Here is a 23,787-nt window from a genome sequence, read left to right as displayed (position 1 = left end):
AAAAGTTTCATCTATTTTTGCATCCGGACTGTTTTTATCTCATATGGATGAAAGTCCAATGCAAAGCATCCTTCTTTCACGGTCAGACATTCTATATTTTTTTCCATCATATCGCATTCACTGACTTCTGTGCAGCACGCCGTATGAAATACTGCATGCCGGCGGCATCCAAAGCCTTCGTATATACGTGCGATCAGCCCTTTACCGTCTTCAGCGGGCTTTACTGTTTCAACAAATATACCATCGTTTTCGCAGGACAGCAGCGGCATCTTACACCATGGCATGCTCTCATCTGCAGATCCTTTACCGATGACGGCAAACAGCGGATTATTTAAATCGTATGCCTCTTTCTGTATTTCCGCCTCTCTCCAGTCACCCTTGTGAGGCATAAAAGAGTATGTGAACTCATGATGTCCTTTATCCACCGCGTTAGGGAATGACGGAGAACGCAGCAGGGTAAGACGCATAACCTGGTCATGTATATCATACCCGTATTTGCAGTCATTCAGAAGAGCAGCGCCGTAATCAGGTTCCGCAAGATCTGCAAAGCGCTGCGCGCAGGTTTCAAATCGCTCCGCATCCCAGGAAGTATTGCTGTGTGTCGGACGGACCGTAGTTCCAAACTGTATTTCATAGACAGCCGTATCCGCATGTATATCCACGGGAAACGCCGCTTTCAGCATAATGTGTTCATCCTGCCAGTCAATTAACGTATGAAAGTCTATTCTTCGGCTGTCCGCATATAAGCAGATTTCCTGATCAATTCTGGAGTTAAGCCAGCGCCTTGACTGCCTGATACAGATACGTACAGGTCCTTTTTCCGTCACTGTAACTTCCGGCGCGGGCAGTTTATACTGTTTTCGTCTGTAATAGGGGCTGATTTCCCAGGCATCATACTGGTAGGGCCTGTCCTCGTACGCTTCAATCACATTTCCCGGCCCGCTTAATATCTCGCGTTTCATCTCCTTATCATAGATGGACAGGATCGTGCCCTCCTCGCCAAAAGTTATAAGCAGATACCTGTTTTCCAGATGGCAGCCATCCCAGCTTATCGCATCCTCGACGGTCTCGCACCGGCCGCATATATCAAACAGTATAATGCCTGAGGCTGCAGCCTCCGGAATACGCGCAATATATCGGTTATTCCCGATTCTCTGTGCCGGATAGCCCTCTGCATCCCCATGTTTCAATCGGAGTACTTCTGCATCAGATATAAAATCAAACTTAACGATACCACCGCGTCTGAAACCCAATGTATTAATAACAGCCAGCCGGCCGTCGGGCAGACCCGGCTGAAGTATGGCAACAGCTTCATCCATATGCTTCTGCAGCACACTGAATATATTTTGATAGATCTCTTCAACATCGGGATATACACTCCCTAAGGCGGATCCCGGAAGGACATCATGGAACTGGTTCGTCAGAAATTGTTTCAGCATCTCATCCCAGGCAGCTTCATCCCGCTGAAAATCCGGATCGTACATGAGTGCTGCTGAAATCATGAACTCGCATTTCTGAAGCAGGTTTTCTACTCGGCGGTTCCAGCGCTTTACCATACCTACAGAGGTATATGTTCCCCGATGAAACTCCAGATAAAGCTCTCCGTTCCAGACCGGGAGATCCTCCCTACCGCACACCTCTTTTTCCAGGTGTTGAAAAAATTCTTTAACCGTTGAAAATACTACCTTAGGACATCCAGGCAGAGACTGTTCCATCCTCTGTCCTTCTTCAATCATCTGTCTGGTCGTGCCACCTCCGCCATCTCCATATCCATAAGCAATCAGATACGAATGGTTCAGCTGTTTCTGGCTGTACCGTTTCCATCCGCCAATTACATAATCCGGTTCCAGCTCACAATTGTACGAAGTAATATGAGGGCTTCTTGCAAAGCCAAAAGGATTGTAATCCACATGATCATACTGCTTTGCAGGTGAAAAATGCGTTAACAGGGCCGTTCCGTCTATGCCCTTCCATAGAAAGGTATCATATGGAATCTTGTCCTGCTGATTCCAGCTAATCTTAGTAGTCATGAAATAATCAATGCCACATTTTTTACAAATCTGCGGCAGAGCGGCGGAATATCCGAATACATCCGGAAGCCATAGAATACGGCTCTCTATGCCAAATTTACTCTGAAAATACTGCTTTCCCATTAAGAACTGACGTATCAGGCTCTCCCCTGAAGGCAGATTACAGTCAGCCTCTACCCACATCCCGCCCTCTGGCTCCCATCTTCCCTGCCGGACATACTCTTCCACTTTTGCAAACTGATCCGGCAGATTCTTTTCAAGGTATTCATATAACTGTGGCTGGGACGACATAAATATATACTCCGGATACTCTTCTAACAGCTTAAGCGCAGTGCTAAAGCTTCGCTGGACCTTCATCTGCGTATGGGCATAACGCCAGAGCCATGCCACATCAATATGAGTATGCCCCACACTGTATGCACAAACCGATTCCTGACTATTTTCCTTATCATAAACTGATTCTTTAAGATATTTTCTCACATGTTCTACGGATTGATAGAACGCTTCGCTGCCAGGTGCACACAGATTCAGCATGTCAACCGCCCTGCTCAAATGCGGAAGCATCTGTATGCCGGCCTCGCTGTCCTGTCCGATCAGCTTGAGTATTTCATAAGGGACCTTTAAATCGTAATACAGAGCGTGCACTTCCGGCACTATATTATAAAAACGCATAAAAAGTGTCCCCGGCCGGTTTTCCATCCCGCTCCAGGTAGTTTCCCGCACAGCCATGCCCGACCATGCATCCAGATCCACCGTATAACATTCTCCGGCGTGGACACTTTTTGCCAGCAGACATTCCTCGTGGTTTAAATCAATGCCCTGCAGCGGCTTCCGGTTGCAGTAGAGCAAGAACTGCGGGCTTTGGGCGTACCAGCTTTTTTTATCCTGTGTGATATCCAGCCAGAGTTCCTTTCCTTCCATTTCCGGAGGCACGGTAAATTCATAATGAAACCATCCCCGCATATCAAATCCGCCCCAGGTATCTCCGGAACCAAAAGGTTGAAACACAGGTACCTCCGTAAAATTCAGTACTTTATCCGCATATCCGATGGATTCCGGCCGTATGATATTGATGCGCATCAGATCTGCCAGATCCCGCGTCGCCTGACAGATGCGTTCTAATTCAAATGACTGTGTCTGATTCATACTTGCTCCATTCTTTATTAATATTTTTTGCAGCCGGGCGCACTCATCCTTTCACCGCGCCGGAAGCCATGCCGCTTACCAAATGTTTCTGGATCAGGGCAAACAGAAGCAGCGGAGGAAGAAGCGCAATCACACTGCTGGCCGCCAGTGAAGCCAGATTAACTGATGATTCCGCTATCAGCGACTTAAGGGCTATTGGAATTGTAAATTTTGTGTTCGTCATAATAAAAGAAAATGCGACCTGAAATTCATTCCAACATCCGACAAATGCAAAGGCACTGGTAGCAACCACTCCCGGCAGTACGATTCTCGGTATGATCCTCGCAATGATATACAGCCTCCCCGCACCGTCCACCATCGCCGCCTCTTCAATCTCAACCGGAACATCATTAATAAATCCCCGCATCAGCAGCGTATTAAACGGTGTCTGTGATACGATATAGAACAGAATTACAGAGCCCCTTGTATTGATCAGTCCCATGCGGTTGAACATCAGAAAAAGCGGCACTATATAGATTACAACAGGCATAATCTGCGTAAGCAAAAGCAGAATCAGGAATACCCCTTTGCCTTTAAACCGGAAACGGGATAGTGCATATCCGTTCAGCAGCGATAATATGACAATAAACACCACAGATCCCAGGCCAATGACCAGACTGTTCATAAAATATTGCGAAAATTTATTTCTGGTCCAGGAGACTATATAATTCGAAAACGTCGCCGGATCCGGTATGTATTTTACCGGGAGCTTGAATACATCTTCCGGCATTTTAAATGACGTAATAATGCTCCACAGTATCGGGGCAGCGGTAAAAAAGGCGATTACAATTAACGGCAAATATACCATCAGATACTTTTTACATTTTTTGTACCCCATATCCGTTTACCCCTCCTTTCCATATTTCGTAACCTTCAGATACACTACAGAATAAAGCAGCAGACCAATGGCCATAATGACCGCCATCGCTGACCCATATCCGTATTTTCCTCCTACAACCGCCTGCTGCATCAGATATACAGGCATTGTAGTGGTCAAGCGCAGCGGTCCTCCGTTTGTCATAGTAAATATTAAATCAATTGAATTAAATTCCCATATACATCTTAACAGTATAGAAAATGTAAGTGTCTCTCTAAGCAGCGGCAGCGTAATAAACCGGAATTTCTGCAGTGGACCGCAGCCATCGATGATACAGGACTCATAGATATCTGTTGGTATGGACTGCAGTCCAGCCAGAATTGTAATGGCGAAAAACGGTATGCCCCTCCAGAGCTCAGCTATTGCTACCGCCCAGAACGCCAGCCGCGGATTTGAAAGCCAGGCAATATTTTCATTAATCAGGTGCATTTTTTTCAGTACATCGTTTATAACCCCCACATGCTGATTATACATTACGGTCCAGAGCATGGTCGCAAGGACTCCTGATACCGCCCAGGGCATAAATGCCACCGACCTGAAAAATCCACGGCACTTTACCTTCTGGTTGAGTAACAGTGCAATGACCATACCAAAGACCACCTGTCCCACAATTTCAGAGACAACCCATTTCAGGCTGACTCCAAACGCCTTTTGAAAAACCTGATCTTTTATCAGAAGCTTTTGAAAATTTGCTATACCGATAAATGTTCCTGTTCCCGTAAGACTGTTGGTAGAATAATCCTGAAGGCTCAGCTTAAACACCTGTGTAATCGGTATAAACAGAAACAGAACAATCAGAAGTACCGTGGGCAGAATCAATAGATATGGAAAACATGATTTTTTAATGCGCTTATATTTCAATATAAAACCTCCTTCCGATGATGGCCATATGTATATTTTAGCTTTTGCGGACCGGATTTCCCATTAACTACATTGATCTTTTTGTTTGATCTTTTTGCGTTTTTCATCAACAGCCAGGTTTCAGACCGTAAAAAGAGCTGCCACAATGCGGCAGCCCTGAACATGCATGTATATTATTCGAGTTTTTGCTTATACTCCTGGGGGCTCAGCCCCGTATACTTTTTAAAAACAACGCTGAAGTACTGCGGATTGTTGTAACCCACCAGTTCGCAGATCTCATAAATCTTTCGGTCGGTGGTGCGCATCAGTTCCTCGGCTTTTTCGATCCGAACCATTGTAAGCCAGGACATAAAGTTTGTGTTTCTGTATTTTTTAATAATTCTGCACAGATGGGACGGTGAAAGATGGATATGCTCCGCGAGATCATTCAGACTCAAGCCGGCCACCGCATAATTATCCTTTATATAGTGTGCCGCCTCCCGAATTACGGCATGATTGCTGGCAAGTCCGGACTCTGTCTCCCTGACATGAAGGATCCGCCGGCAGTCTGTACCGGAGATGGACTGCAGCACCTTGTAGGTGGAATTATAAGCAGCATCTGTTTTAAAAATATCATGATACACACTGCTGATTCCTACCCTGCCATCCACATTAAGAAATTGTGCCAGTTTTTCCACAGACTCTTCCATTGCATGGTGCACTGCCTCATCGGCGTTTTCCGTTTCTGTCCCTTTTCGTACAAAGAGCACATAGATCTGATTATCATAAGAATTACACAGCACATGATCTGCAAAAGGCCGGCATACCTCACCGATAACATTGATATAAGAAAAAAGATGCAGGCCGTTGATATTGGGCTGGTCATACTCCAAACCTGTATGCAGTATTATACTGACCAGTGCCAAGATAAGCGTATGATCACCCTGATCAAACCCCAGCGTCTCAAGCACCTCGCTGCGGCTGTTTATTTTAGCCGTCCCGATTATCAGATCCGTCATAAGCTGTGTAGCCAGCTGTGATTTTCCCTTCTCCTGCAGTTTTTTCTCTCGCCGTTCTTTTTTGATTTCCTCGCTGATACGCTTGAGCTCCCCCAGCAGCACCTCATGCTTTTCATATTTAAGCACGTAGCCTGCGGCTTTCAGTTCAATTGCTTGTCTGGCATATTGAAAATCATCATAACCGGTCAAAAACAGCACCTTCATTTCAGGATGATGTTCCTGAATCCATGAAGCCAGTTCTATGCCGTTCATAAAAGGCATATTGATGTCCGCCAGTATGATGTCGGGATGCTCGCTGCCAATTACCTGAACCGCCTCTTCCCCATTGCGGCAGGGAGTTGCCAGATCAAACCCGTTCTCTCTCCATAAAATACTTTTTACTATGCCTTCACGTATAATATCCTCGTCGTCCACTATCAGTATCTTCATTATGCATCCCCCCAGTCTGCGTATATGGAATTCTGACTGTAACATTGGTGTATTTCTTGTATTCACTGTCGATCTCTATGCCGTATGCCTCACCGAAATAAAGCTTCAGCCTCTGATTGCTGTTCCATAGGCCGAAATGTCCGCCTGTCTTTTCTTTGGGATAAGGTTCCCGTATGTACCGGTTCAAGCGTTCCAACTCCTCAGGAGATATACCCTGTCCGTTGTCCCAGACTGTCAGGATAATCTGATCCTCACAGCAGCATCCTGAAATATCTATTATGCCCTTATCAGTTTTATTCTTTATACCATGTGATATCGCATTTTCCACCAGCGGCTGGAGAGTCAGGGTCAGTATGCCGCATTCCAGGATATCTTCCTCAACATTAATCATCCATTCAAAAGAATAGTTATAACGTACCTCCAATATGCTCAAATAGTTCTTAATTATCTTCAGCTCATTGGATATGGATGTCTGTTCGTGACCATGATTCAGGCTTAAAACATAGAAATCAATCAGGGACTGGAACATGCTGCTAGCCTGTTGATACCGGTCCAGATCAATCAGTGATTTTACAGAAATCAGCGTATTATAAAGGAAATGAGGATTAATCTGAGACTGCAGAAGCAAAAGTTCAGTTTTCCTCTTACTTTTTTCAATATAAATGACCTCCCCCAGCTGTTTTTGGATCGTTCTGGTCATCTTATTCAGCGCATCAGCCACACGCCTTAATTCCTTGCGGTCTCTTGTTTCAAAGTATATCTGTGTATCGCCCAGCTCATAGATCTCGATCTGATCCACCAAAGAAGAGATATCTCTGGAAATCCAGCGGGATAGCAGAAGAACCGGAATGCATGCAATCGCTATCATAATGCCTACGCAGAGAAAGATCATGCGCTTGACCAGCTCCGTGCCCTTCATAATGCTATCGGTGGGAACTCCGTTTACCAGAACCCACCCATTGATATCAAGAGCCTCATAACTTATCATAATCTGACTGCCGGACCGATCTGTGAGCAGCTTGGCGCCCCTGCCAGACAGCATGCTTAAATATTTCATATCCGCATCGCTTAGCTGAAACGCCCCATCGTTCTGTTCACTGCAGCATATGCCTTCTGATGATATAAGTGCCGCAAAACTGCCCTTCTCTGTTACAATATTACCCAGAACATCTGCAACCGTGGCGGATGGAATGTTGACAGCCAGCAAAGATCCCGCTGTTGAATCCTCGTTGCCAATTACACAGTACAGGGTGAGCACCTGTCTCGCTTTTTTCGTTGCCAGCAGATCATCCTCATGTTCGTTGCTCCATATATAGTGACAAAGTTTTCCCTGACTCTCAGGAACATCGAGTCTGTTTATCAGGCTGGAATAGGTATCCTGCATCACATAGGGTGCCGGACTCCTCATATAGATCAGCTTGTCCCCTGATTTCTCCAACATAATGATAGAATCCACCATACTCGGGTATTCCACAGCCATATCCGTAAGCATACCAGACAGACTGCTGCGGTATTCCAGATACTTTTTATCAATCGAATCTCTCACATCATGGCTGAACGTAAAGTATTCGTACGCAGTACTTTCGACGATCGCACTGCTTCGCATCAATATGGAACTCAGCTTATCTTCCAGCAGAATCTTTGTCTGATGAACCGTATTTTCCATCATTTTTTCCGTATTCAGCTTGAGCTGCTCTCCGGAAAAATATAGACAGATTCCTCCTGTTATGATGATAAAGCAAAACAGCAGCGGCAGAAATATAAGAAGTAATTTATTTTGAAAGCTCAAACTGTAAAAAGCATGTCGTTTCATTCCCTCTCCCCCCAGATGCAACCCTTCCCGTTTTATTATATATGTTACAAATAGAATTCTCAAGCATTAGAAATCCTACGGGCAAATGCATATCGACAAATCCTTCAAGGCGCAACATAAACAGCCCGCCGGGCGCAGAATAAAGCGGGGCATACCGTTGTCTGTATGCCCCGCTCCTATGCGGCATTCTATATGCTTTATGTCATCCCTGCGCTATTTGGCTGCGTCTTAAGCCTCCTGGCTGCTTTCGTCTTCTGAAGCAGAATAGTGAACCTTGGTCACTGTCAGCACCACCGTCTCTGGATCGGTCAGCAGGTCTACGTCTTTATCGGATGCGATCGGCAGATCCTTTACCTTGATTGTATCTCCGACCTTCATCGTGCTCACATCGATTTCAACCTTTTCAACCAGCGCCGCGGGCACCGCCTTATATGAAATCTCATGCAGCAGTTCCTGCAGGACACCCTCCTGAAGCTTGTCATGGCCGAGGAGCACAACTTCCGCGACAGAATGAACCTTCTCTCCGCTCACCAGCGCCTGAAAATCCATTTCATCGATCTGTCTTTTCATCGAGTTGTATACAATTTCTTTGACCAGCACATCCATGTTCCGGCCATCCACTTCCAGCATGATCTGGCTGCCCTTGCCATTCGTCTTGAGAAGACGTTCCGCATCGGCCTTTGCCATCTTAATCGGCATGGAACCCTGAATCTCTCTGCCAAATACATTGCCGGTCACAAATCCTTCCCGTCTAAGCTTCTTTGCTTTGATGGACATGTCTCTTTTTTCAGCTTTTAAAGTATTCATTTGACTTTTCCTCCTTATGCTGACTGCCACCGCCCACAGGCTGATGGCTTGCGCGCACATCTGTGCGTGTCCCAAATGCTTAGCGGCCTTTTTAAATAACAAACAGGTCTACTTAAGTATCACTTCTTGTTACGCCTTCATTATAACACCGGTGTCAAGACTAAATTGCACAACTATTTTTCGTTATTTATTTAAAATATATGAATATTTATAGTTTCAATTTAATATTGGTCATCATTTATACTTTCCTGCCATCTGAACTGTTACTTATATTTACACAGGCCGCAGGCGTGGTTGCAGGCGTTTTCGCTTGACTTAGAGTAAACTCTAAGCGTTATAATAAAAGCAGGCGTTATAATGAAACACGAGGTGAAAATAATGGAAAAATCAAATGTTTATTTTACAGACTTTCATACCGTTGCGTTCGGTGACGGACTGCCGGCCAAGCTTAAAAAGCTGATCAAAGCTGCCGGAATCGGCAATATCGATATGGACGGCAAATTTGTTGCCATCAAGATGCATTTCGGGGAATTGGGGAATTTAAGTTTCCTGCGCCCAAACTACGCCAAAGCCGTGGCGGATGTAGTGTCGGAGCTTGGCGGACAGCCTTTCTTAACCGACTGCAATACGCTGTATCCGGGCAGCCGCAAAAATGCGCTGGAGCATTTAAGATGTGCATGGGAGAACGGCTTTACGCCACTGACGGTGGGATGTCCGATCCTGATCGGCGACGGCTTGAAGGGTACCGATGACATCGAAGTGCCGGTAAACGGAGGCGAGTACATAAAATCCGCCAAAATCGGCCACGCCATCATGGATGCGGATGTATTCATCAGCTTAACCCACTTTAAGGGCCATGAGGCCACCGGATTCGGCGGCACCATCAAAAACATAGGCATGGGCTGCGGTTCCCGTGCAGGCAAAGCGGCGCAGCACAACAGCGGAATCCCCCATATCGATGAGGAGCTCTGCCGCGGCTGCCGCAGATGCTTCCGGGAATGTGCAAACGATGGGCTGGAATTTGATGCGGCTACGAAAAAAATGCATGTAAATCAGGATAACTGTATGGGCTGCGGCCGCTGCCTGGGGGCGTGCAATTTCGATGCCATTTCCTTTACCGACAGCTCCGCCGTTTACCAGCTCAACTGCAAGATGGCGGAATATACCAAAGCGGTGGTGGACGGACGTCCAAACTTCCATATTTCCCTTGTCATGGACGTATCGCCCAACTGCGACTGCCACGGCGAAAACGATGTCCCGATCCTGCCCAATATAGGCATGTTCGCGTCCTTTGACCCGCTGGCTTTAGACCAGGCCTGCGCCGATGCCTGCCTCGCCGCCAGCCCCATGCCGGACAGCCAGCTGGCCCGCAATATGGAGCAGCCGGATTTCGTGGACCATCACGACCATTTCCGCAACTCCACCCCGGAATCGGAATGGCAGAGCTGTCTCTCCCATGCAGAAAAGATCGGCCTGGGAAGCCGCCAGTACAATCTGATCCGGATTTGATCCGAATAAAAGCAGACCTATGCGGCGGTCACATCAGATCTTTTTTCTCCACATTCCATACGGAGAGAACTGCGAATATCAGTGAGACCGCCGTCAATGCGGCCGGCAGAACCGCGCTGTCCGCCATCGTAAAATCCCCAATATTGGCCTGTGTCAGCAGTATCAGCAGAAAAGATGCCACCACAGCTGCCTTTGATGAATGCATGGCCAGGCCGATATAGAGCGCAATAAACCCCATGCTGACGATCACAGCGGATTTCAGGATGAGCTGGATATAGAACCAGGCATCCGCCATATTAAAATCCAGCACAAATGAGGAAGTCATAAAATGCGATCCGATCAGGAGGCATCCGTAGATCAGCAGCTTTGTCAGAATCAGCGCGCCACAATTAAAGATCCAGACAGCGAGCATCTGTGAGGCAAGAATCCTGCGGCGTCCGATGGGATAGGTGAACATCAGGTTCATCGTTTTATTTTTGTATGCGCTGACTATGAAGGATGACAGCATGACGCCGGTCAGTATCAGAAATGCCATGCCGGTAAACAGCTCCACCGAAGAAGAGATAACTTCGTTTCCAGGAGCCGCATCCGGCACTCCGGTTACCGGATCGTTGGCTATGCCAAAAAAGGCCAGTGCATATATGAAGAGGCTTAACGCGGCTGCCACTAAAACAGCCGCCCGGATATACCTGCCTATATTGTTCTTTTTCCATTCCAGCCGTATAAGCTTAACCATATCAGTCCACCTCCCCGGTAATTTTCAGGAAATAGTCTTCCAGCGTACCGGCTTTTCTGCCAATAGCTTCGATTCCCACTTCATTTTCCGACAGCGTTTTGGACAGCGTCTGTATGGGGACACTCTCCTCATAGATGCGGATCCTGCCGCCGTCCATAATCTTAAACCGGTCAAGGTTCAGTTCATTGCTTAACACAAAGGCCGCCCGCTTTGTATCTTGAGTCTTAAGCTCAATGTACTCCAGGCTCATCTCTTCTATTTCTTTCATGGAAACTTCTTTTTTAAGGCAGCCGCGATGAATGACGCCGATCGTATCGGCAATGCTCTCTATCTCCGACAATATATGGGTGGATACCATCACCGTGATACCGTATTCCGAACAGAGCGTCTTTAACAGATCTCTTATCTGCTTCATACCCGCCGGATCCAGACCGTTTGTGGGCTCATCCAGGATCAGAAGCTCCGGCCTTGTCAGCACCGCCCTGGCAATCCCCAGTCTCTGTCTCATTCCCAGTGAATAGCTTTTCACCTGACGTCCGGCCGCCTCGGTCAGATCCAGCATCTCAAGAGCACTGTCTATGCTGCCATCCTGGTAAAACCCCATATACTCACAATGAAGCCTCAGGTTTTCTCTGCCTGTCATGTGATCGTAGAAGGTGGGAAACTCTATGATGCTGCCCATCCGCCCCAGCACTCCGTAAGATTTCGGTGTGAGGGTCTCTCCAAAGATTTCTATGGTTCCGCCGCTGGGTTTCCACAGGTTTGTGATCATCTTCATCACCGTGGTTTTACCTGCTCCGTTCGGGCCAAGGAAGCCATAGATTTCCCCCTTGCGGATATGCAGGTCTACATCGGATACCAGCGTTTTTCCGCCTATATTTTTGGTCAGACGGGCTGTTTGCAATATATAAGACATGATGCCGCCTCCTCTCTTTTCTGATATCCATTATAGAGGCACGGATTTTCAAAACCCTTGACCAATTATTACAAATTCCTTTCGTGGCCGGGCAGAGCACTAAAGGGGGCTCCTCTTCAGCGTTACGGTAAAAACCGTCTCCACGCCCGGTTCGCTTCGCAAAGTGATATCTCCCCCCAGCCTCCTTGCCAGATTTCTTGCTATGGTCAATCCCAGCCCGTTTCCCTGCACCTGGCTGCTCCTGGAATCCTCCGCGGTAAACAGCCGTTCAAACACCGTGCGGGCAAAAGCAGGTTCGATCCCTCTGCCGCGGTCGGTCACATCAATATACGCGCTGCTTTCATCCGCCCGCAGCGTGATACCCAGATATTTTCCTTCCGCCCCATAGCGCACTGCATTGGTAATCAGATTGAACAGAATCCTCTGCAGAGCGTCTTCATCTCCCTGCACATAGATAGGAGTCTCCGGGATCCCGGCTTCCACCAAAAAGCCCTGCTGTGTCAGAAGCTCGTAGAAATCCAGCAGATTTTTGCGGCAGCTTTCATTGACATTTATCCTGACCGGTTCAATGTTCATATCTCCGGCTTCCAGCTTAGCCAGCGTAAAAAACTCATTGATCAGATCCATTACCCGCTGCGCCCTTTCCTCCACCTTCGCTAGCATCCCGCCGTTTTCTGTCGTATTCAGCCGCATGATCTCCAGATAGCCCAAAATGACTGTCATCGGGGTTTTTATATCATGGGAAATATTTGAGAGCATCCTCTTTAAGGATATCTCCATGCGGCGGTAATCGGCGCGCACTTTCCGGCGGTCCTCCAGCACAAGATTGATCCGGTCCGCCAGCCGGATCAGTTCCCGGTTGTCCGTAAATACCAGCACTCTGCTGTCTTCTCCCGTTTCAAGAACAGATTCCAGAGCAGCGGCCATTTCATTCAGTTTTTTTGCCATCCCCTTTTTGTAGGCATACCTCTGATATAAAAGCATACCGGCAAGGGCGGCCGCACACAGAGATAACACGAATATCACAGCTTTATCGCTCATGCCTGTTCCCCCAGCTTATATCCGATTCCCCATACGGTGATCACATACCGCGGGCTGCGCGGATTCTCCTCCAGCTTATTCCGAAGCCTGCTTATATGGACATTCACCGCATTTTCATCCCCGAAATACGCCTCATTCCAAACACTGGTATAGATCTGTTCCTTGGTATAAACCCTCCGGGGATTCTGCATAAACAGCTTAAGGATCTCAAACTCTTTTGCTGTCAGTTCCACATTTACTCCTTTGTTAGACACGGTATAATCGGTAAGATTCATCATCAGATCACCGCATCTGATCGTCTCGCACTCCTGCGGCTCTGCCGCCTCGGACGTCTGCGCCCATCTGGTGCTTCTCCTTATATTGGCCTTTATGCGTGCCAGCACTTCGGACACGGAAAAGGGTTTCGTAATATAATCGTCCGCGCCCAGTCCCAAGCCCAGCGTTTTATCCGAATCACTGTCCTTAGCCGATAGGATGATGATCGGCACAATGCTGCTTCTGCGTATATACTGCATCACATCCATCCCGCTCTTTTTAGGTATCATCAGATCCAGCAGCACCAGGTCATAATGACCGCCGTCAAACAGACGGCATGCGCTCTCCCCATCCCCGGCACAGGTCACTTCAAAATTCTCCGTAGCCAGAAACTCCTTCAGCATTGTGCTGATCTCCATATCATCTTCCACCAGTAATAACTTCACGCCCCTACCTCCGGTTCTAAGCTTTTTATCATTATATTTCCTGCACGGATAATATTCAAGGACTTCACAGCTTTTAGCCGGATATTCAAAGTTACTGTTCACGGTTGTCGTAAACCTACCGCGAATGACAGGGCTTCAAGGGATCCCTATGAGGACCATACTCTGCCCTGTCATTCGCTGCTTTATAAGCAGCCGTGAACAGTAACTATTCAAAAAGGATCCGATTAGCGGTATAATACCTTCCCGCGCCGTTTACAGCGTCCGGACAATCGTTATATTTACCTCTCCTCCAACTCTATGCGCTCCTTAAGAGCCAGGAACAGCGTTACAAAGCCGGCCGTGACGAGGATATGCGCGATCCCCGCCACGCCGGATATCGCGCCGTTTGCTCCCGCGCCGGGCTGTATCTCCAGAACCTGCACCGCTCCGCGGACAAACATCATGACCACAGTCAGAGGGAGCCCTATGTTATACAGCACCAGAAATACCTTAAACTTCCGGCTTTCATTCAGCTTTAAACTCCTGTATAAAAGCATCAGCAAAAGAAACAGAAAGCAGCCCAAAACGAGCAGATGACCGTGGGCAAATGCCAGGGCTGTACGGCCTTCGAAAGCCATATACTTTGTAAACTCCCGATAAAATACGCCGCATACGATGGCCAGTATAAAATACAGAAAAGAAATCTTCCAAAGTCTCTTCATCATGCCGCCTTCCTTTCCGAACGCATATCCATAAACCCGATCAGCACTGTCCACACATAGGCGCAGGTCTTAGGGATCATGAGCATGCCGATTAACGGGTATGTATCCGCAAACAGCACCACCGGTATATAGAAGGCAAAGCTCAATACGATGGTCAGCCACATATGGCGGAAAGGCCGGTCATTATGCTTTTTTGCCTCCCGGAAGAACAGCACGATGATCAGAAGTCCCAAAAGGGCAAACGGGATATTGCGGTAAATGCCCCAGCTTAAAGGCGCGTCGGCGCTGGTCCAGGCATTCTGCGGGAACATGCACAGCGCGATCCGCACCGCGGACAGCAGATAAACTACAGAGGTCAGCCCTTTTTGTCCCTTCACTTCATAGCGCAGCCGCCAGACGTAGTACAGCAGGATATAAAATACCGTCATCGTCACAGATGTAATCAGCTTGCCGACTCCCAGGGCAGCCGCGTAGTTTTCCAGCCCGGTGGTGCACAGCGCGTATGCGCGCGGAACCAGATGAAACGCATCCCCTGCCCCCAGCGTCACCGCCATGATCCCAAAGAGCAGATACTGCCGCTTTCCCTGATTCTTTCGAATCATGATCACACCCAGGGTAATCACCGTAATAAGATATACGGCATCAAACAGTGTTTCCATAATTGCCTGCATAGTCATTTCCTCCTTAAATAAAATAGAATATGATATTTATTATGAACATCGTTCATATTCAGTTATAAATTTTTCCCACCCAAACGCACGCATAGCATTGAGAAACCTCGCTGTATCTGCGTACCGGTAAGTGGGAAAATTAAATCGTCAGGCCCGCCGCATCAGCCGCGACGGCCATAGAACCGCGGTTCATTGATAGATACATCTAGACGCCATCTCTAACAGCGGGCCGCACCGCTCTCTTCCCTGCAGAAGCATGGAAGTCAAAGTGATGAATATCAGATCGACAAATTCATCCTGCGTAAAACCGCCGTGAAAAGCATCCGCCCTGACATCGGAATCCCTGCCTAGAACACATTTTAAGTTCTGTTTGATGTGTCCGAAGTACTGTTCCATCATCCGTCTGCCGCTGGCCTTGTCTTCGGCCGCAAAGCTCATGGAGTGGAGAGTAAAAAATCCCGGATACTTCCCGCATCCTTTCCGTATGCTTTCAAAAAGCCACTCAAGGCAGTCCGTGAAACAGTCAAACACGGAAAAATCCCCTGACATGTGAAAAATATCCTTCCATACATCTTCCACCGCAGCGCTGATCAGATCTGTCTTTGACGGAAAATAGTTATAGATGGACCCCACCGCCACGCCGCAGGCGGCGGCCACGCTGCGCATGTTCACAGCGGATATCCCCTGTTCCATCACAATCTTTCTGCATTCTTCCAAAATGGCTTCTCTGGACGTCACCACGGTATTCATAGCTCTCACCTCTCAAACTGAACAATGTTCATTATACATGAATACCTGCGCCTTGTCAAGAGCTGCGCCATGCGCTGCTTTATCGGCAGCCGCGAACAGTAACCGGCTATGAATAGCTGCTGTCCCCTCCTTACGGAAGAAACAGCTGGTTTTCCTTCCTGCCGCCGCAGCTCTTCTTCATCTTCTGCGCCGCCGCCGATAACAACAGCTTATTGTTATGCCTTGCCTTCACAGGACATACCGCTATGCAGTGCATGCAGGAAATACAGCGTTCCCTGTCCACGCCCGCCGGATCATCCTGAGGGATCGCCTGGACCGGGCACTCCTTGGCACATCTGCCGCATCGGATGCAGGATTTATCCGCCGCAGGCTTCATCGGCACCCCGTTATACTCCCGGTAGGGCCTGCTGCCCGGGACCTTCACCTCGCCTTTGCTTCCGCCGTCCTCCAGGTGTTTCCTGATCCGCTGAGCGTAAGCCGCAAGCTCACTTTTGTCTCTGTCATCCGGCCTGCCCTCACCGAATTTATGGATGATGGAATGCTCCGCCACAGCCGCCACGGCAGCGGCACAGAAAAATCCCGCCCCATCCAGGGTATCTTTAAGTTCCAGCAACGTATCCTCATAATCCCGGTTTCCGTAGACCGCCACAAGCACGGCGGAGGCTTTGCCGCCCTGAAGCATGGCGAGGCGCTCCAGCGCCGTGCCCGGCACCCGGCCTCCAAAGCTCGGCACCGCAACGATACAGACGTCGTCGCCGCCAAAACGGCATTTCGACAAATCCCTGTCCGGATTCAGCAAATCGATCTCTTCCTTTTCGCAGTCCCATGCGCTGCCTATGATACCTGCCGCCTTTTTGGTGCCGCCGGTAGGGCTGAAATAAATTATATACAGTTTTCCCATATGCCACTCTCCGTTCATCTTACACTGTATACAATTATATCCCTTACCTCCTCCGGATGCAATACATCACCGTTCCTCTTCCATACGCGCCTCTTTCATACGCATCATAATCTCTTCCCACGCCGCCGGCCGGTAATCCATGCGCTCCGCGCTGACGCAGAAGCTCTGCCTGCTGACATCCGCATATTGGGGACTTGCATGTACATGTCCGAATATATTGGCATAGGGCATGTTTCTGTTCAAGTACAGCGGCTCATGGGAGAGCCAGTACCAGTTTTCAAACAGGACCGGCCAGTATGAGGCATGGATAAACCCCATCTCCTCCCACTGCTCCGAAGTGAAATACCGGTCATGATTGCCCATGATCAGGTACTTCTCTCCGGCAAGCAGCGACAGGATTCTCCTGTTGTCTTCCCGTCCGCAGGCAGAAAAATCCCCTAGGACAAAGACCCGGCTGTCCTGGTCCACCGTTTCGTTCCAGCGCCGGATGAGCTCCTCTTCCATCTCTTTTGTTCCGGCAAAGGGTCTGCCCTCATATCCTATGATCCGGCTGTCCCCAAAATGGGTATCCGCAATCAAAAATGTCCGCTTCATATGGCAATCCACTGCACGGCATGCTCAATCTGCCACCGCAGATCCCCGCTGTGCACGCCGGTATGCTTCCATTCGCTGTGATACCCCAGGCACGGACAGATACAGGTCATATACCTGCCCGCTGCTTCCGCCTTTCCCTGTCCGGCGCCCCCGGGCACGTGGATGCGCATTCTTTTTCTGTAATGGACATGTCCGCAGACAGCATATTTCACACGGTACCTGGAAAGAAGTTCTCCCAGGGCTTCGCTTCCCAAAAATCCGTTAAAGTAATCCCAGGGCGCGCGGTCTCCCGGCACACAGAACTCCCTCACCGGCAGCATATGGGTGACCACGATGGCCGGATACTCCCTGTACCTTACAAGCTGAGCCTCCAGCCGTTCAAGGCTGCGGCGAAGACACCCCCTGTTGTCAGACGTCCACTGGTTTTTCAGACGGTCCTGCCAGATGCGGCCCTCCAGCTCCATGGCATCCAGCTGCTTCTCATCATATTGAGGAGACGCGAAAGAGTAATCGTACCATCCGATATCGCCGATCAGCGCATAGGTTTCGCGTCTTCCCTTCAAAAGGCAGCCTTTGTTTGACAGGCAGTTTGGGTCCTTTTCGAACGTCCGGTAAATCTGATCGGTGGACAGGATATGAAAGTCTCCGCTCCACATATCATGATTTCCGGGCACATACCAGACCGGAATCCCGGCCAGCCGTTTGAGGTCAGCCGCCGAAGTGCAGGTCTTAAGCACATCCTCACTGATATCACCGGCGATGAGCACGCCGTCCGCCCCCTCGTCCTTCAGATAACCGGCCAGACACTCCAGGACCGGATAAGATTTATTGATGTCCACATGCAAATCTGCAATCGCCGCCAGCTTCATATGGCAATCCCCTCCCCATCATACGGCAGAGCCGCCGTTTCTCCCTGTTTCTGCTCCCCGCAGTAATGACAGGCAGCCATCCAGCCTTTGGATATCTCCTGCAGCTGCGGCTTCTCCTGCCTGCATTTATCCGTGCAGTAAGGGCATCGGGTGTGGAAGGGACATCCGGACGGCGGGTTTGACGGGCTTGGCACATCCCCCTTCAGCACAATCCGCTCCCTCTTTTCCCCGTCTTCCCTGGCCGAGGCGGAAAAAAGCGCCTGTGTATAGGGGTGTCTGGCATGCCAGGTGATCTCTTCCTGGCTGCCGATTTCCACGATACTGCCCAGATACATCACCCCGATCCGGTCCGACATGTAGGACACCACATTCAGATCATGGGAGATGAAGAGATAGGTCAGGCCATATTCCTTCTGCAGCCTCTTCATCAGATTCAGGATCTGAGCCTGCACCGATACGTCCAGAGCCGACACCGGTTCATCCGCGACCACAAAGGACGGATTTAAAATCAGTGCCAGAGCGATGCTGACCCGCTGGCGCTGGCCGCCGGACAGCTGCCCGGGATACCGGTCTTTATAGCTCTCATCCAGCCCCACCACCTGCAGCATGCGTTTTACCATATGCTGCCGCTCCTCTTTACCCATCTCACGGTGATGGATCACCAGCGGTTCTTCCAGAAGCCAGCCGATCTTTTTCTGCGGATTGATGGAAGCATAGGGATCCTGAAACACCATCTGGATACTGCTTCGGAAGGCTCCAAAACGGCGTTCGCTCATATGGGTGATATCCTGGCCTTCAAACAGGATGCTGCCGCTTGTGGCCGTCAGCAGATGGACCAGCAGATTGCCCGTGGTGGACTTGCCGCATCCGGATTCCCCCACCAGGCCCAGAGTTTCTCCCCTGTAGATATCCAGGGATATGCCATCCACCGCTTTTACCTGCCTGCGCTTCTTATCCGTATAAACCTTAGTCACATTGCGCAGAGTTACCAGCGATTCATTCATGATCCGCCTTCCTTTCCGCCGACCGCTTTTCTATTTCCGCCGGACTTAGATGACAGTACACGTCTCTGCCGCGATAGCTGTAGCTATGGGGAGTCTCCTCATGGCAGAGGCTCTGCGCGCCAAAGCAGCGGCCGGCGAAGGGACAGCCTTTTTTGCTCCGGCGCTGCAGCGGTTCCACGGTGCCCGGTATGGATTCCAGCTCCCTGCCCCGTCTTCCTGCAGAAGGGATAGCTGCGGCCAGCCCTCTCGTATAGGGATGCACCGGCTCCTTAAGCACATATTCCACCGGGCCGCTCTCCACCACCCGTCCGGCATACATGATATATACGCGGCTGCACAGGTCGCGGATCACTCCCAGGTCATGGGAAATCAAAAGCACCGCCGTCTGCCTCTCTCTGTTCATCTTTTTCATCAGATCCATGATCTGAGCCTGTATTGTCACGTCCAACGCCGTGGTGGGTTCATCAGCGATGAGCAGATCCGGGTTATTGACAAAGGCCATGGCGATCATGATGCGCTGGCGCTGGCCGCCGGAGAGCTGATGGGGATAGCTCTGATAAATCCGTTCCACATCAGGCAGGCCCACCTGCTTTAATACCTCTAAGACCTGCTTTACGGCTGCTTCTCCGGTCACTTTCTGATGCAGCAGCACATTTTCCTGTATCTGTTTTCCCACTTTAATCAGAGGATTCAGCGCAGTCATAGGTTCCTGAAAGATCATAGAGATTCTGTCCCCGCGGTAAAAGGACCACTCCCTGTCATTTAAAGTGAGCAGTTCCTCGTCCCCAAAGCGAATGCTTCCGGAAACTCTGGCATTCTCCGGCTGCAGCCCAATCATGGACAGAGCCGTTACCGATTTCCCGCAGCCCGATTCGCCGATTAAGGCCACGATCTCCCCGGGGGCTATCTCCATATTCACATCCCTTACGGCCGCGTATTCTTTCTTATCCTGTACAAAACTTAAGGAAAAGTTCTTCACTTTACACACACTGTTCATTCTATCTGCCCTCGTTCACTTCCTGAATACCGTCCCCCAAAAGGTTGAATCCCAGCACCAACACCGCAATGATGACGGCGGGAATCAGCACATACCAGGCCGCGCGCAGGATGCAGTCCTGAGCCTCGCTTAACATCTTGCCAAGGCTTGGGTCAGGCGGCTGGATGCCCATGCCCAGATAGCTTAATCCGGCTTCCGACATCACCGCTCCGGCAAAGGCCAGCGAAGCCGTGGCCGCAAGCTCTGCCGTCAGATTGGGCAGAATATGTACAAACATGATGCGTAGCCCTCCGGCTCCCCGGACCTTCTCGGCCTTGACAAAATCCGCATCCCGGTACTTCATGAAGCCGCTTCTGGACATCCTGGCAAACCGGGGCACCGACATGATTGCCAGCGCGAGAACCGTGTTGGAGATGCCGTTTCCAAATACCGCGATCAGCATCAGCGCCAGCAGCACCCCCGGAAAAGCCATCTGTGCGTCAATCAGCTTCATGATCACTTCATCCACCCTGCCGCCGTAATAGCCTGCAAAGGATCCGACCGCGATGCCCGCGGCTCCTCCGCATACCACCACCAGTACGCCGATCAGAAAGGAAATCTGCACGCCCTTCATCGCACGGCTTAAGATGTCACGCCCGAACTGGTCCGTGCCAAGCCAGTGCGCGGCTCCCGGTACGGACAGCTTATTGGTCAGTTCCATCGCATTGGGTTCGCAGGGCAGATGCACCAGGCTCACTAACAGCAGTGCGCTCATCAGGGCAATCATGCCGAATCCTATGCAAAAACTGATACTTGAAAAATATTTCTTCATAAGAATCCCCCGATATTTATTTCAGTCTGATTCTGGGGTCCACCACGGAATAGACCAGGTCCACGGCAAAATTACACAGCACGACGATAACCGCCAGGTAAAGCACCAGCCCCTGCAAAAGCGGCAGGTCGCGGCTGGAGATGGAAACAGAGATCAGGCGGCCGATGCCGGGAAGTGAGAACACATTCTCCGTGATGATGCTGCCACCCAGGATATCGGCGGTCAGCATGCCAAGGATCGTGATGACCGGAATCAGGGAATTGCGCACCACGTGCCGGTACATCACCTTTGATTTCCGAAGGCCCTTGCTGTAAGCGGTCCTGACATAATCCTGCTTCTGCTGGTTGGTGACGGACACCTTAACGTAGCGGATCAGCACGGCTGAAGAACCCAGGGCGATGGACAGCGAGGGCAGAAGCAGCGAACGCATGCATCCTGCCGGGTCCTCCGCCCAGGAAATATACCCGATGGACGGAAGCCACTTAAGCCTCACGGAAAACAGGTTGATCAGGAAAATCCCCATGCAGAATGCCGGTACGGACAGGCTGATCTGGGACAGCATGGAAAAACCTACGCTGTATTTTCTGCCGCCGTGCCCGGCCAGCCATATCCCGGCCGGTATGCCGATCAGAACGGTCATGAGCATGGTCATCACCGCCAGGCTTCCGGTCACGGTAAGCCCCGATGTAATCAGCTGGGACACCGGCTGCTGATAGCGGAAGGATGTCCCCAGGTCTCCCGCAAACAGCCCCCGTATCCAGCTGAAATATCTCTGGTACAGCGGTTTATCAAGCCCCATGCTCTGTTCCAGGGCCTCAATCTGCATCGGATCCGCATCCACGCCCAGTATGATATAGGCCGGATTGCCCGGCAGTATCTGGAACACCCCGAAGGTGATCAGGGATACCAGCGCCAGCGTCACGAGCAATCCGCCTGCCTTTCTGCAGTAGTACATCATATTCGTCAGTCCTCATAATACATCTTGCTAAAGTCCATAAATCCAACCGGATAGAAGGTATATCCCTTTAAATCTTTTCTGGAAGCTACGGTCAGGTTCGGATCGCAGATCCAGACCGCGGCCGCGTCTTCCGTGAGAATCTTCTGGCACTCCTTGTAGTATTCCGCCCTCACAGTTTCATCTGTTTCCTTGATGGCCTTTTCGATCAGCCCGTCATAGGCAGGGTTGGCATACTTAAAGAAATTCTTGGCATAGGTGGTGGTATAGCGCCCCAGCACATCGTTGGGATCCAGCTTTCCGGTCAGGCCAACGATGGTTGTCTGGTACTGTGCGTTGGTGTACACATCCTCCAGCCATGCCGCCCACTCGATCAGTTGGATTTCCGCCGTGATATTCACCTGTTTTAACTGCTCCACAATGATCTGGGCCGTGTCAATATGCTTCTGATAGTTGGCCGGAACAGTGATTGTCATGGAGAATCCGTCCCCATATCCGGCCTCGGTCAGCAGTTCCTTCGCTTTCTCAATATCCACCGTGTATGTGTCTGCCAGCTGATCATTGTAATAGGTCCCCATCACCGGGCTGAAATTGGAATACAGCTCTGTGGCATAACCTCCGAACACGCCGTCAATGACCTGCTGCTTGTCGATCACATAGCTTATGGCCTGGCGCACCTTCACATTGTCAAACGGCTTCACGCTGTTGTTCAGCGCAAAGATCTGCACCATATTCTGCGGAGAGTTATAGATGTCAAATTCACCGCTTAAGATCTCGGCATTTTCTGCGGATACACCCGCAATGTCCAGCTGTCCGGACTGCAGTGCGGTCACCACAGCGCTCTCATCCGTCATGATATAAATTTCCGCCTTGTCGATCATGGGCATGCGGCTCTCATCATAGTACTCCGTATTTTTCTCCAGGACGACCTTCTGGCCCGGCACATATTCCACAAACCGAAACGGGCCGGTGCCCACCGGCGCCACAGCCTGCTCCTCATAGCCTTTGGGCAGCACGGCTATTTTATTAAACTGCAGGAAGGCCGCATTCACATCGGAGAGCGTCATAACCACGGTATAATCGTCGGGAGCTTCCAGATTCGTGATGCTGCTGAATTTGGATGAGATGGCCTTCTCACCGTTTAAACCGGAGAGGTTTTCATAGGTATAGATCACATCCTCCGAGGTCATGGGGCTGCCATTATGAAATGTTACATTCTTTCTTAAATGAAAGGTATAGGTCAGGCTGTCATTGGAGATATCCCAGCTTTCCGCCAGTCCCGGAATGATACTGCCGGCCTCATCAAAGCGTACGAGGCCTTCAAAAACATTCATAAAGATGGCTTCCGTATCGGTGGCTGCGGACATCCACGGATCCAGGCTGTCCGGTTCGGAGCCCACATTGATGCGCACCACCTTTTCCCCCTGATTCTCTGTGCCCGCCGTTTGTGCCGGCGCCGTGCTTTCCTCTCCTGTCTTTTGGCTCTCCGGACTCCCGGCGCTTACCGCGGATGTTCCGGAGGCGGATGACCCTGATGCGCCTGTTCCTGCCGCAGAGTTACCGCATCCTGCCAAAATCAGCATTGATACCGCCATAAAAATGCACAGCATATTTTTCAGATTCTTCTTCAT

At 50.0% G+C, this 23,787-nt stretch carries 22 protein-coding genes; 1 reads left to right on the top strand and 21 read right to left on the bottom strand.

Going from position 1 to position 23,787, the window contains the following annotated elements; all coding sequences use genetic code 11:
* Positions 1-11 precede the first annotated feature (11 nt).
* From DWZ56_RS09440 to DWZ56_RS09415, 6 genes are all read right to left on the bottom strand, one after another.
* Positions 12-3,176 (bottom strand): alpha-mannosidase, encoded by a 3,165-nt coding sequence (locus tag DWZ56_RS09440; protein WP_118556353.1) that lies wholly within the window; start codon positions 3,174-3,176, stop codon positions 12-14.
* A gap of 43 nt (positions 3,177-3,219) precedes the next feature.
* On the bottom strand, positions 3,220-4,053 hold the full coding sequence (locus tag DWZ56_RS09435) for a carbohydrate ABC transporter permease (RefSeq protein WP_118556351.1): 834 nt from the start codon (positions 4,051-4,053) through the stop codon (positions 3,220-3,222).
* A 6-nt stretch (positions 4,054-4,059) separates the two neighbouring features.
* The gene (locus DWZ56_RS09430) at positions 4,060-4,953 is read right to left on the bottom strand and encodes a carbohydrate ABC transporter permease (RefSeq protein ID WP_118556349.1); all 894 of its coding nucleotides are present in this window, start codon (positions 4,951-4,953) and stop codon (positions 4,060-4,062) included.
* A 173-nt stretch (positions 4,954-5,126) separates the two neighbouring features.
* Positions 5,127-6,380, bottom strand: a complete 1,254-nt coding sequence (locus DWZ56_RS09425) for a response regulator (protein ID WP_158584516.1) — start codon at positions 6,378-6,380, stop codon at positions 5,127-5,129.
* A complete protein-coding gene (locus DWZ56_RS09420; RefSeq protein ID WP_118556345.1) occupies positions 6,340-8,193 on the bottom strand; it encodes a sensor histidine kinase in 1,854 nt (617 codons plus the stop codon). The genes DWZ56_RS09425 and DWZ56_RS09420 overlap by 41 nt, the downstream gene beginning before the upstream one ends.
* 228 nt (positions 8,194-8,421) lie before the next feature.
* Positions 8,422-9,000, bottom strand: coding sequence for a 50S ribosomal protein L25 (locus DWZ56_RS09415; protein ID WP_118556343.1), 579 nt, complete (start codon positions 8,998-9,000; stop codon positions 8,422-8,424).
* Positions 9,001-9,378: 378 nt separating this feature from the next.
* On the opposite strand from DWZ56_RS09415, the gene DWZ56_RS09410 reads away from it, so the two are divergent.
* Positions 9,379-10,509, top strand: a complete 1,131-nt coding sequence (locus DWZ56_RS09410; protein ID WP_118556456.1) for a DUF362 domain-containing protein — start codon at positions 9,379-9,381, stop codon at positions 10,507-10,509.
* Positions 10,510-10,537: 28 nt separating this feature from the next.
* Here the strand turns inward: DWZ56_RS09410 and DWZ56_RS09405 are convergent, their stop codons facing one another.
* The 15 genes from DWZ56_RS09405 to DWZ56_RS09335 form a co-directional block, all read right to left on the bottom strand.
* A complete protein-coding gene (locus tag DWZ56_RS09405) occupies positions 10,538-11,245 on the bottom strand; it encodes an ABC transporter permease (protein WP_118556341.1) in 708 nt (235 codons plus the stop codon).
* 1 nt (position 11,246) lies between these two features.
* On the bottom strand, positions 11,247-12,161 hold the full coding sequence (locus DWZ56_RS09400) for an ABC transporter ATP-binding protein (RefSeq protein WP_118556339.1): 915 nt from the start codon (positions 12,159-12,161) through the stop codon (positions 11,247-11,249).
* A gap of 99 nt (positions 12,162-12,260) precedes the next feature.
* The gene (locus DWZ56_RS09395) at positions 12,261-13,202 is read right to left on the bottom strand and encodes a sensor histidine kinase (RefSeq protein ID WP_118556337.1); all 942 of its coding nucleotides are present in this window, start codon (positions 13,200-13,202) and stop codon (positions 12,261-12,263) included.
* Entirely contained in the window at positions 13,199-13,903 is a 705-nt protein-coding gene (locus DWZ56_RS09390) for a response regulator transcription factor (protein ID WP_118556335.1), read from the bottom strand. The genes DWZ56_RS09395 and DWZ56_RS09390 overlap by 4 nt, the downstream gene beginning before the upstream one ends.
* A gap of 278 nt (positions 13,904-14,181) precedes the next feature.
* Positions 14,182-14,607 (bottom strand): DUF2871 domain-containing protein, encoded by a 426-nt coding sequence (locus tag DWZ56_RS09385; RefSeq protein WP_330424852.1) that lies wholly within the window; start codon positions 14,605-14,607, stop codon positions 14,182-14,184.
* A complete protein-coding gene (locus DWZ56_RS09380) occupies positions 14,604-15,275 on the bottom strand; it encodes a hypothetical protein (protein ID WP_118556331.1) in 672 nt (223 codons plus the stop codon). Before DWZ56_RS09380 ends, DWZ56_RS09385 begins: the two co-directional genes overlap by 4 nt.
* 189 nt (positions 15,276-15,464) lie before the next feature.
* Positions 15,465-16,025, bottom strand: a complete 561-nt coding sequence (locus DWZ56_RS09375; RefSeq protein ID WP_118556329.1) for a TetR/AcrR family transcriptional regulator — start codon at positions 16,023-16,025, stop codon at positions 15,465-15,467.
* Between the two features lie 130 nt (positions 16,026-16,155).
* Positions 16,156-16,926: a 4Fe-4S binding protein gene (locus DWZ56_RS09370; RefSeq protein ID WP_176927103.1), complete on the bottom strand. Its 771-nt coding sequence runs from the start codon at positions 16,924-16,926 to the stop codon at positions 16,156-16,158.
* Between the two features lie 66 nt (positions 16,927-16,992).
* Positions 16,993-17,520 carry a metallophosphoesterase gene (locus tag DWZ56_RS09365; RefSeq protein ID WP_118556325.1) on the bottom strand — a complete coding sequence of 176 codons (528 nt, stop codon included), beginning with the start codon at positions 17,518-17,520 and terminating at the stop codon, positions 16,993-16,995.
* The gene (locus DWZ56_RS09360; RefSeq protein WP_118556323.1) at positions 17,517-18,389 is read right to left on the bottom strand and encodes a metallophosphoesterase; all 873 of its coding nucleotides are present in this window, start codon (positions 18,387-18,389) and stop codon (positions 17,517-17,519) included. Before DWZ56_RS09360 ends, DWZ56_RS09365 begins: the two co-directional genes overlap by 4 nt.
* Positions 18,386-19,393, bottom strand: coding sequence for an ABC transporter ATP-binding protein (locus tag DWZ56_RS09355; protein ID WP_118556321.1), 1,008 nt, complete (start codon positions 19,391-19,393; stop codon positions 18,386-18,388). The genes DWZ56_RS09360 and DWZ56_RS09355 overlap by 4 nt, the downstream gene beginning before the upstream one ends.
* Positions 19,386-20,390 carry an ABC transporter ATP-binding protein gene (locus tag DWZ56_RS09350; RefSeq protein WP_118556319.1) on the bottom strand — a complete coding sequence of 335 codons (1,005 nt, stop codon included), beginning with the start codon at positions 20,388-20,390 and terminating at the stop codon, positions 19,386-19,388. The genes DWZ56_RS09355 and DWZ56_RS09350 overlap by 8 nt, the downstream gene beginning before the upstream one ends.
* Position 20,391: 1 nt before the next feature.
* On the bottom strand, positions 20,392-21,201 hold the full coding sequence (locus tag DWZ56_RS09345; RefSeq protein WP_118556317.1) for an ABC transporter permease: 810 nt from the start codon (positions 21,199-21,201) through the stop codon (positions 20,392-20,394).
* A gap of 16 nt (positions 21,202-21,217) precedes the next feature.
* Positions 21,218-22,159: an ABC transporter permease gene (locus tag DWZ56_RS09340; RefSeq protein ID WP_118556315.1), complete on the bottom strand. Its 942-nt coding sequence runs from the start codon at positions 22,157-22,159 to the stop codon at positions 21,218-21,220.
* Between the two features lie 5 nt (positions 22,160-22,164).
* On the bottom strand, positions 22,165-23,787 hold the full coding sequence (locus tag DWZ56_RS09335; RefSeq protein WP_199679571.1) for an ABC transporter substrate-binding protein: 1,623 nt from the start codon (positions 23,785-23,787) through the stop codon (positions 22,165-22,167).

Source organism: Lachnotalea sp. AF33-28, assembly GCF_003477885.1.
In the GTDB taxonomy this organism is placed as follows: domain Bacteria; phylum Bacillota; class Clostridia; order Lachnospirales; family Lachnospiraceae; genus AF33-28.
Note: the sequence above shows the minus strand (reverse complement) of the source record. Positions and strands in the feature narration are given on the sequence as shown.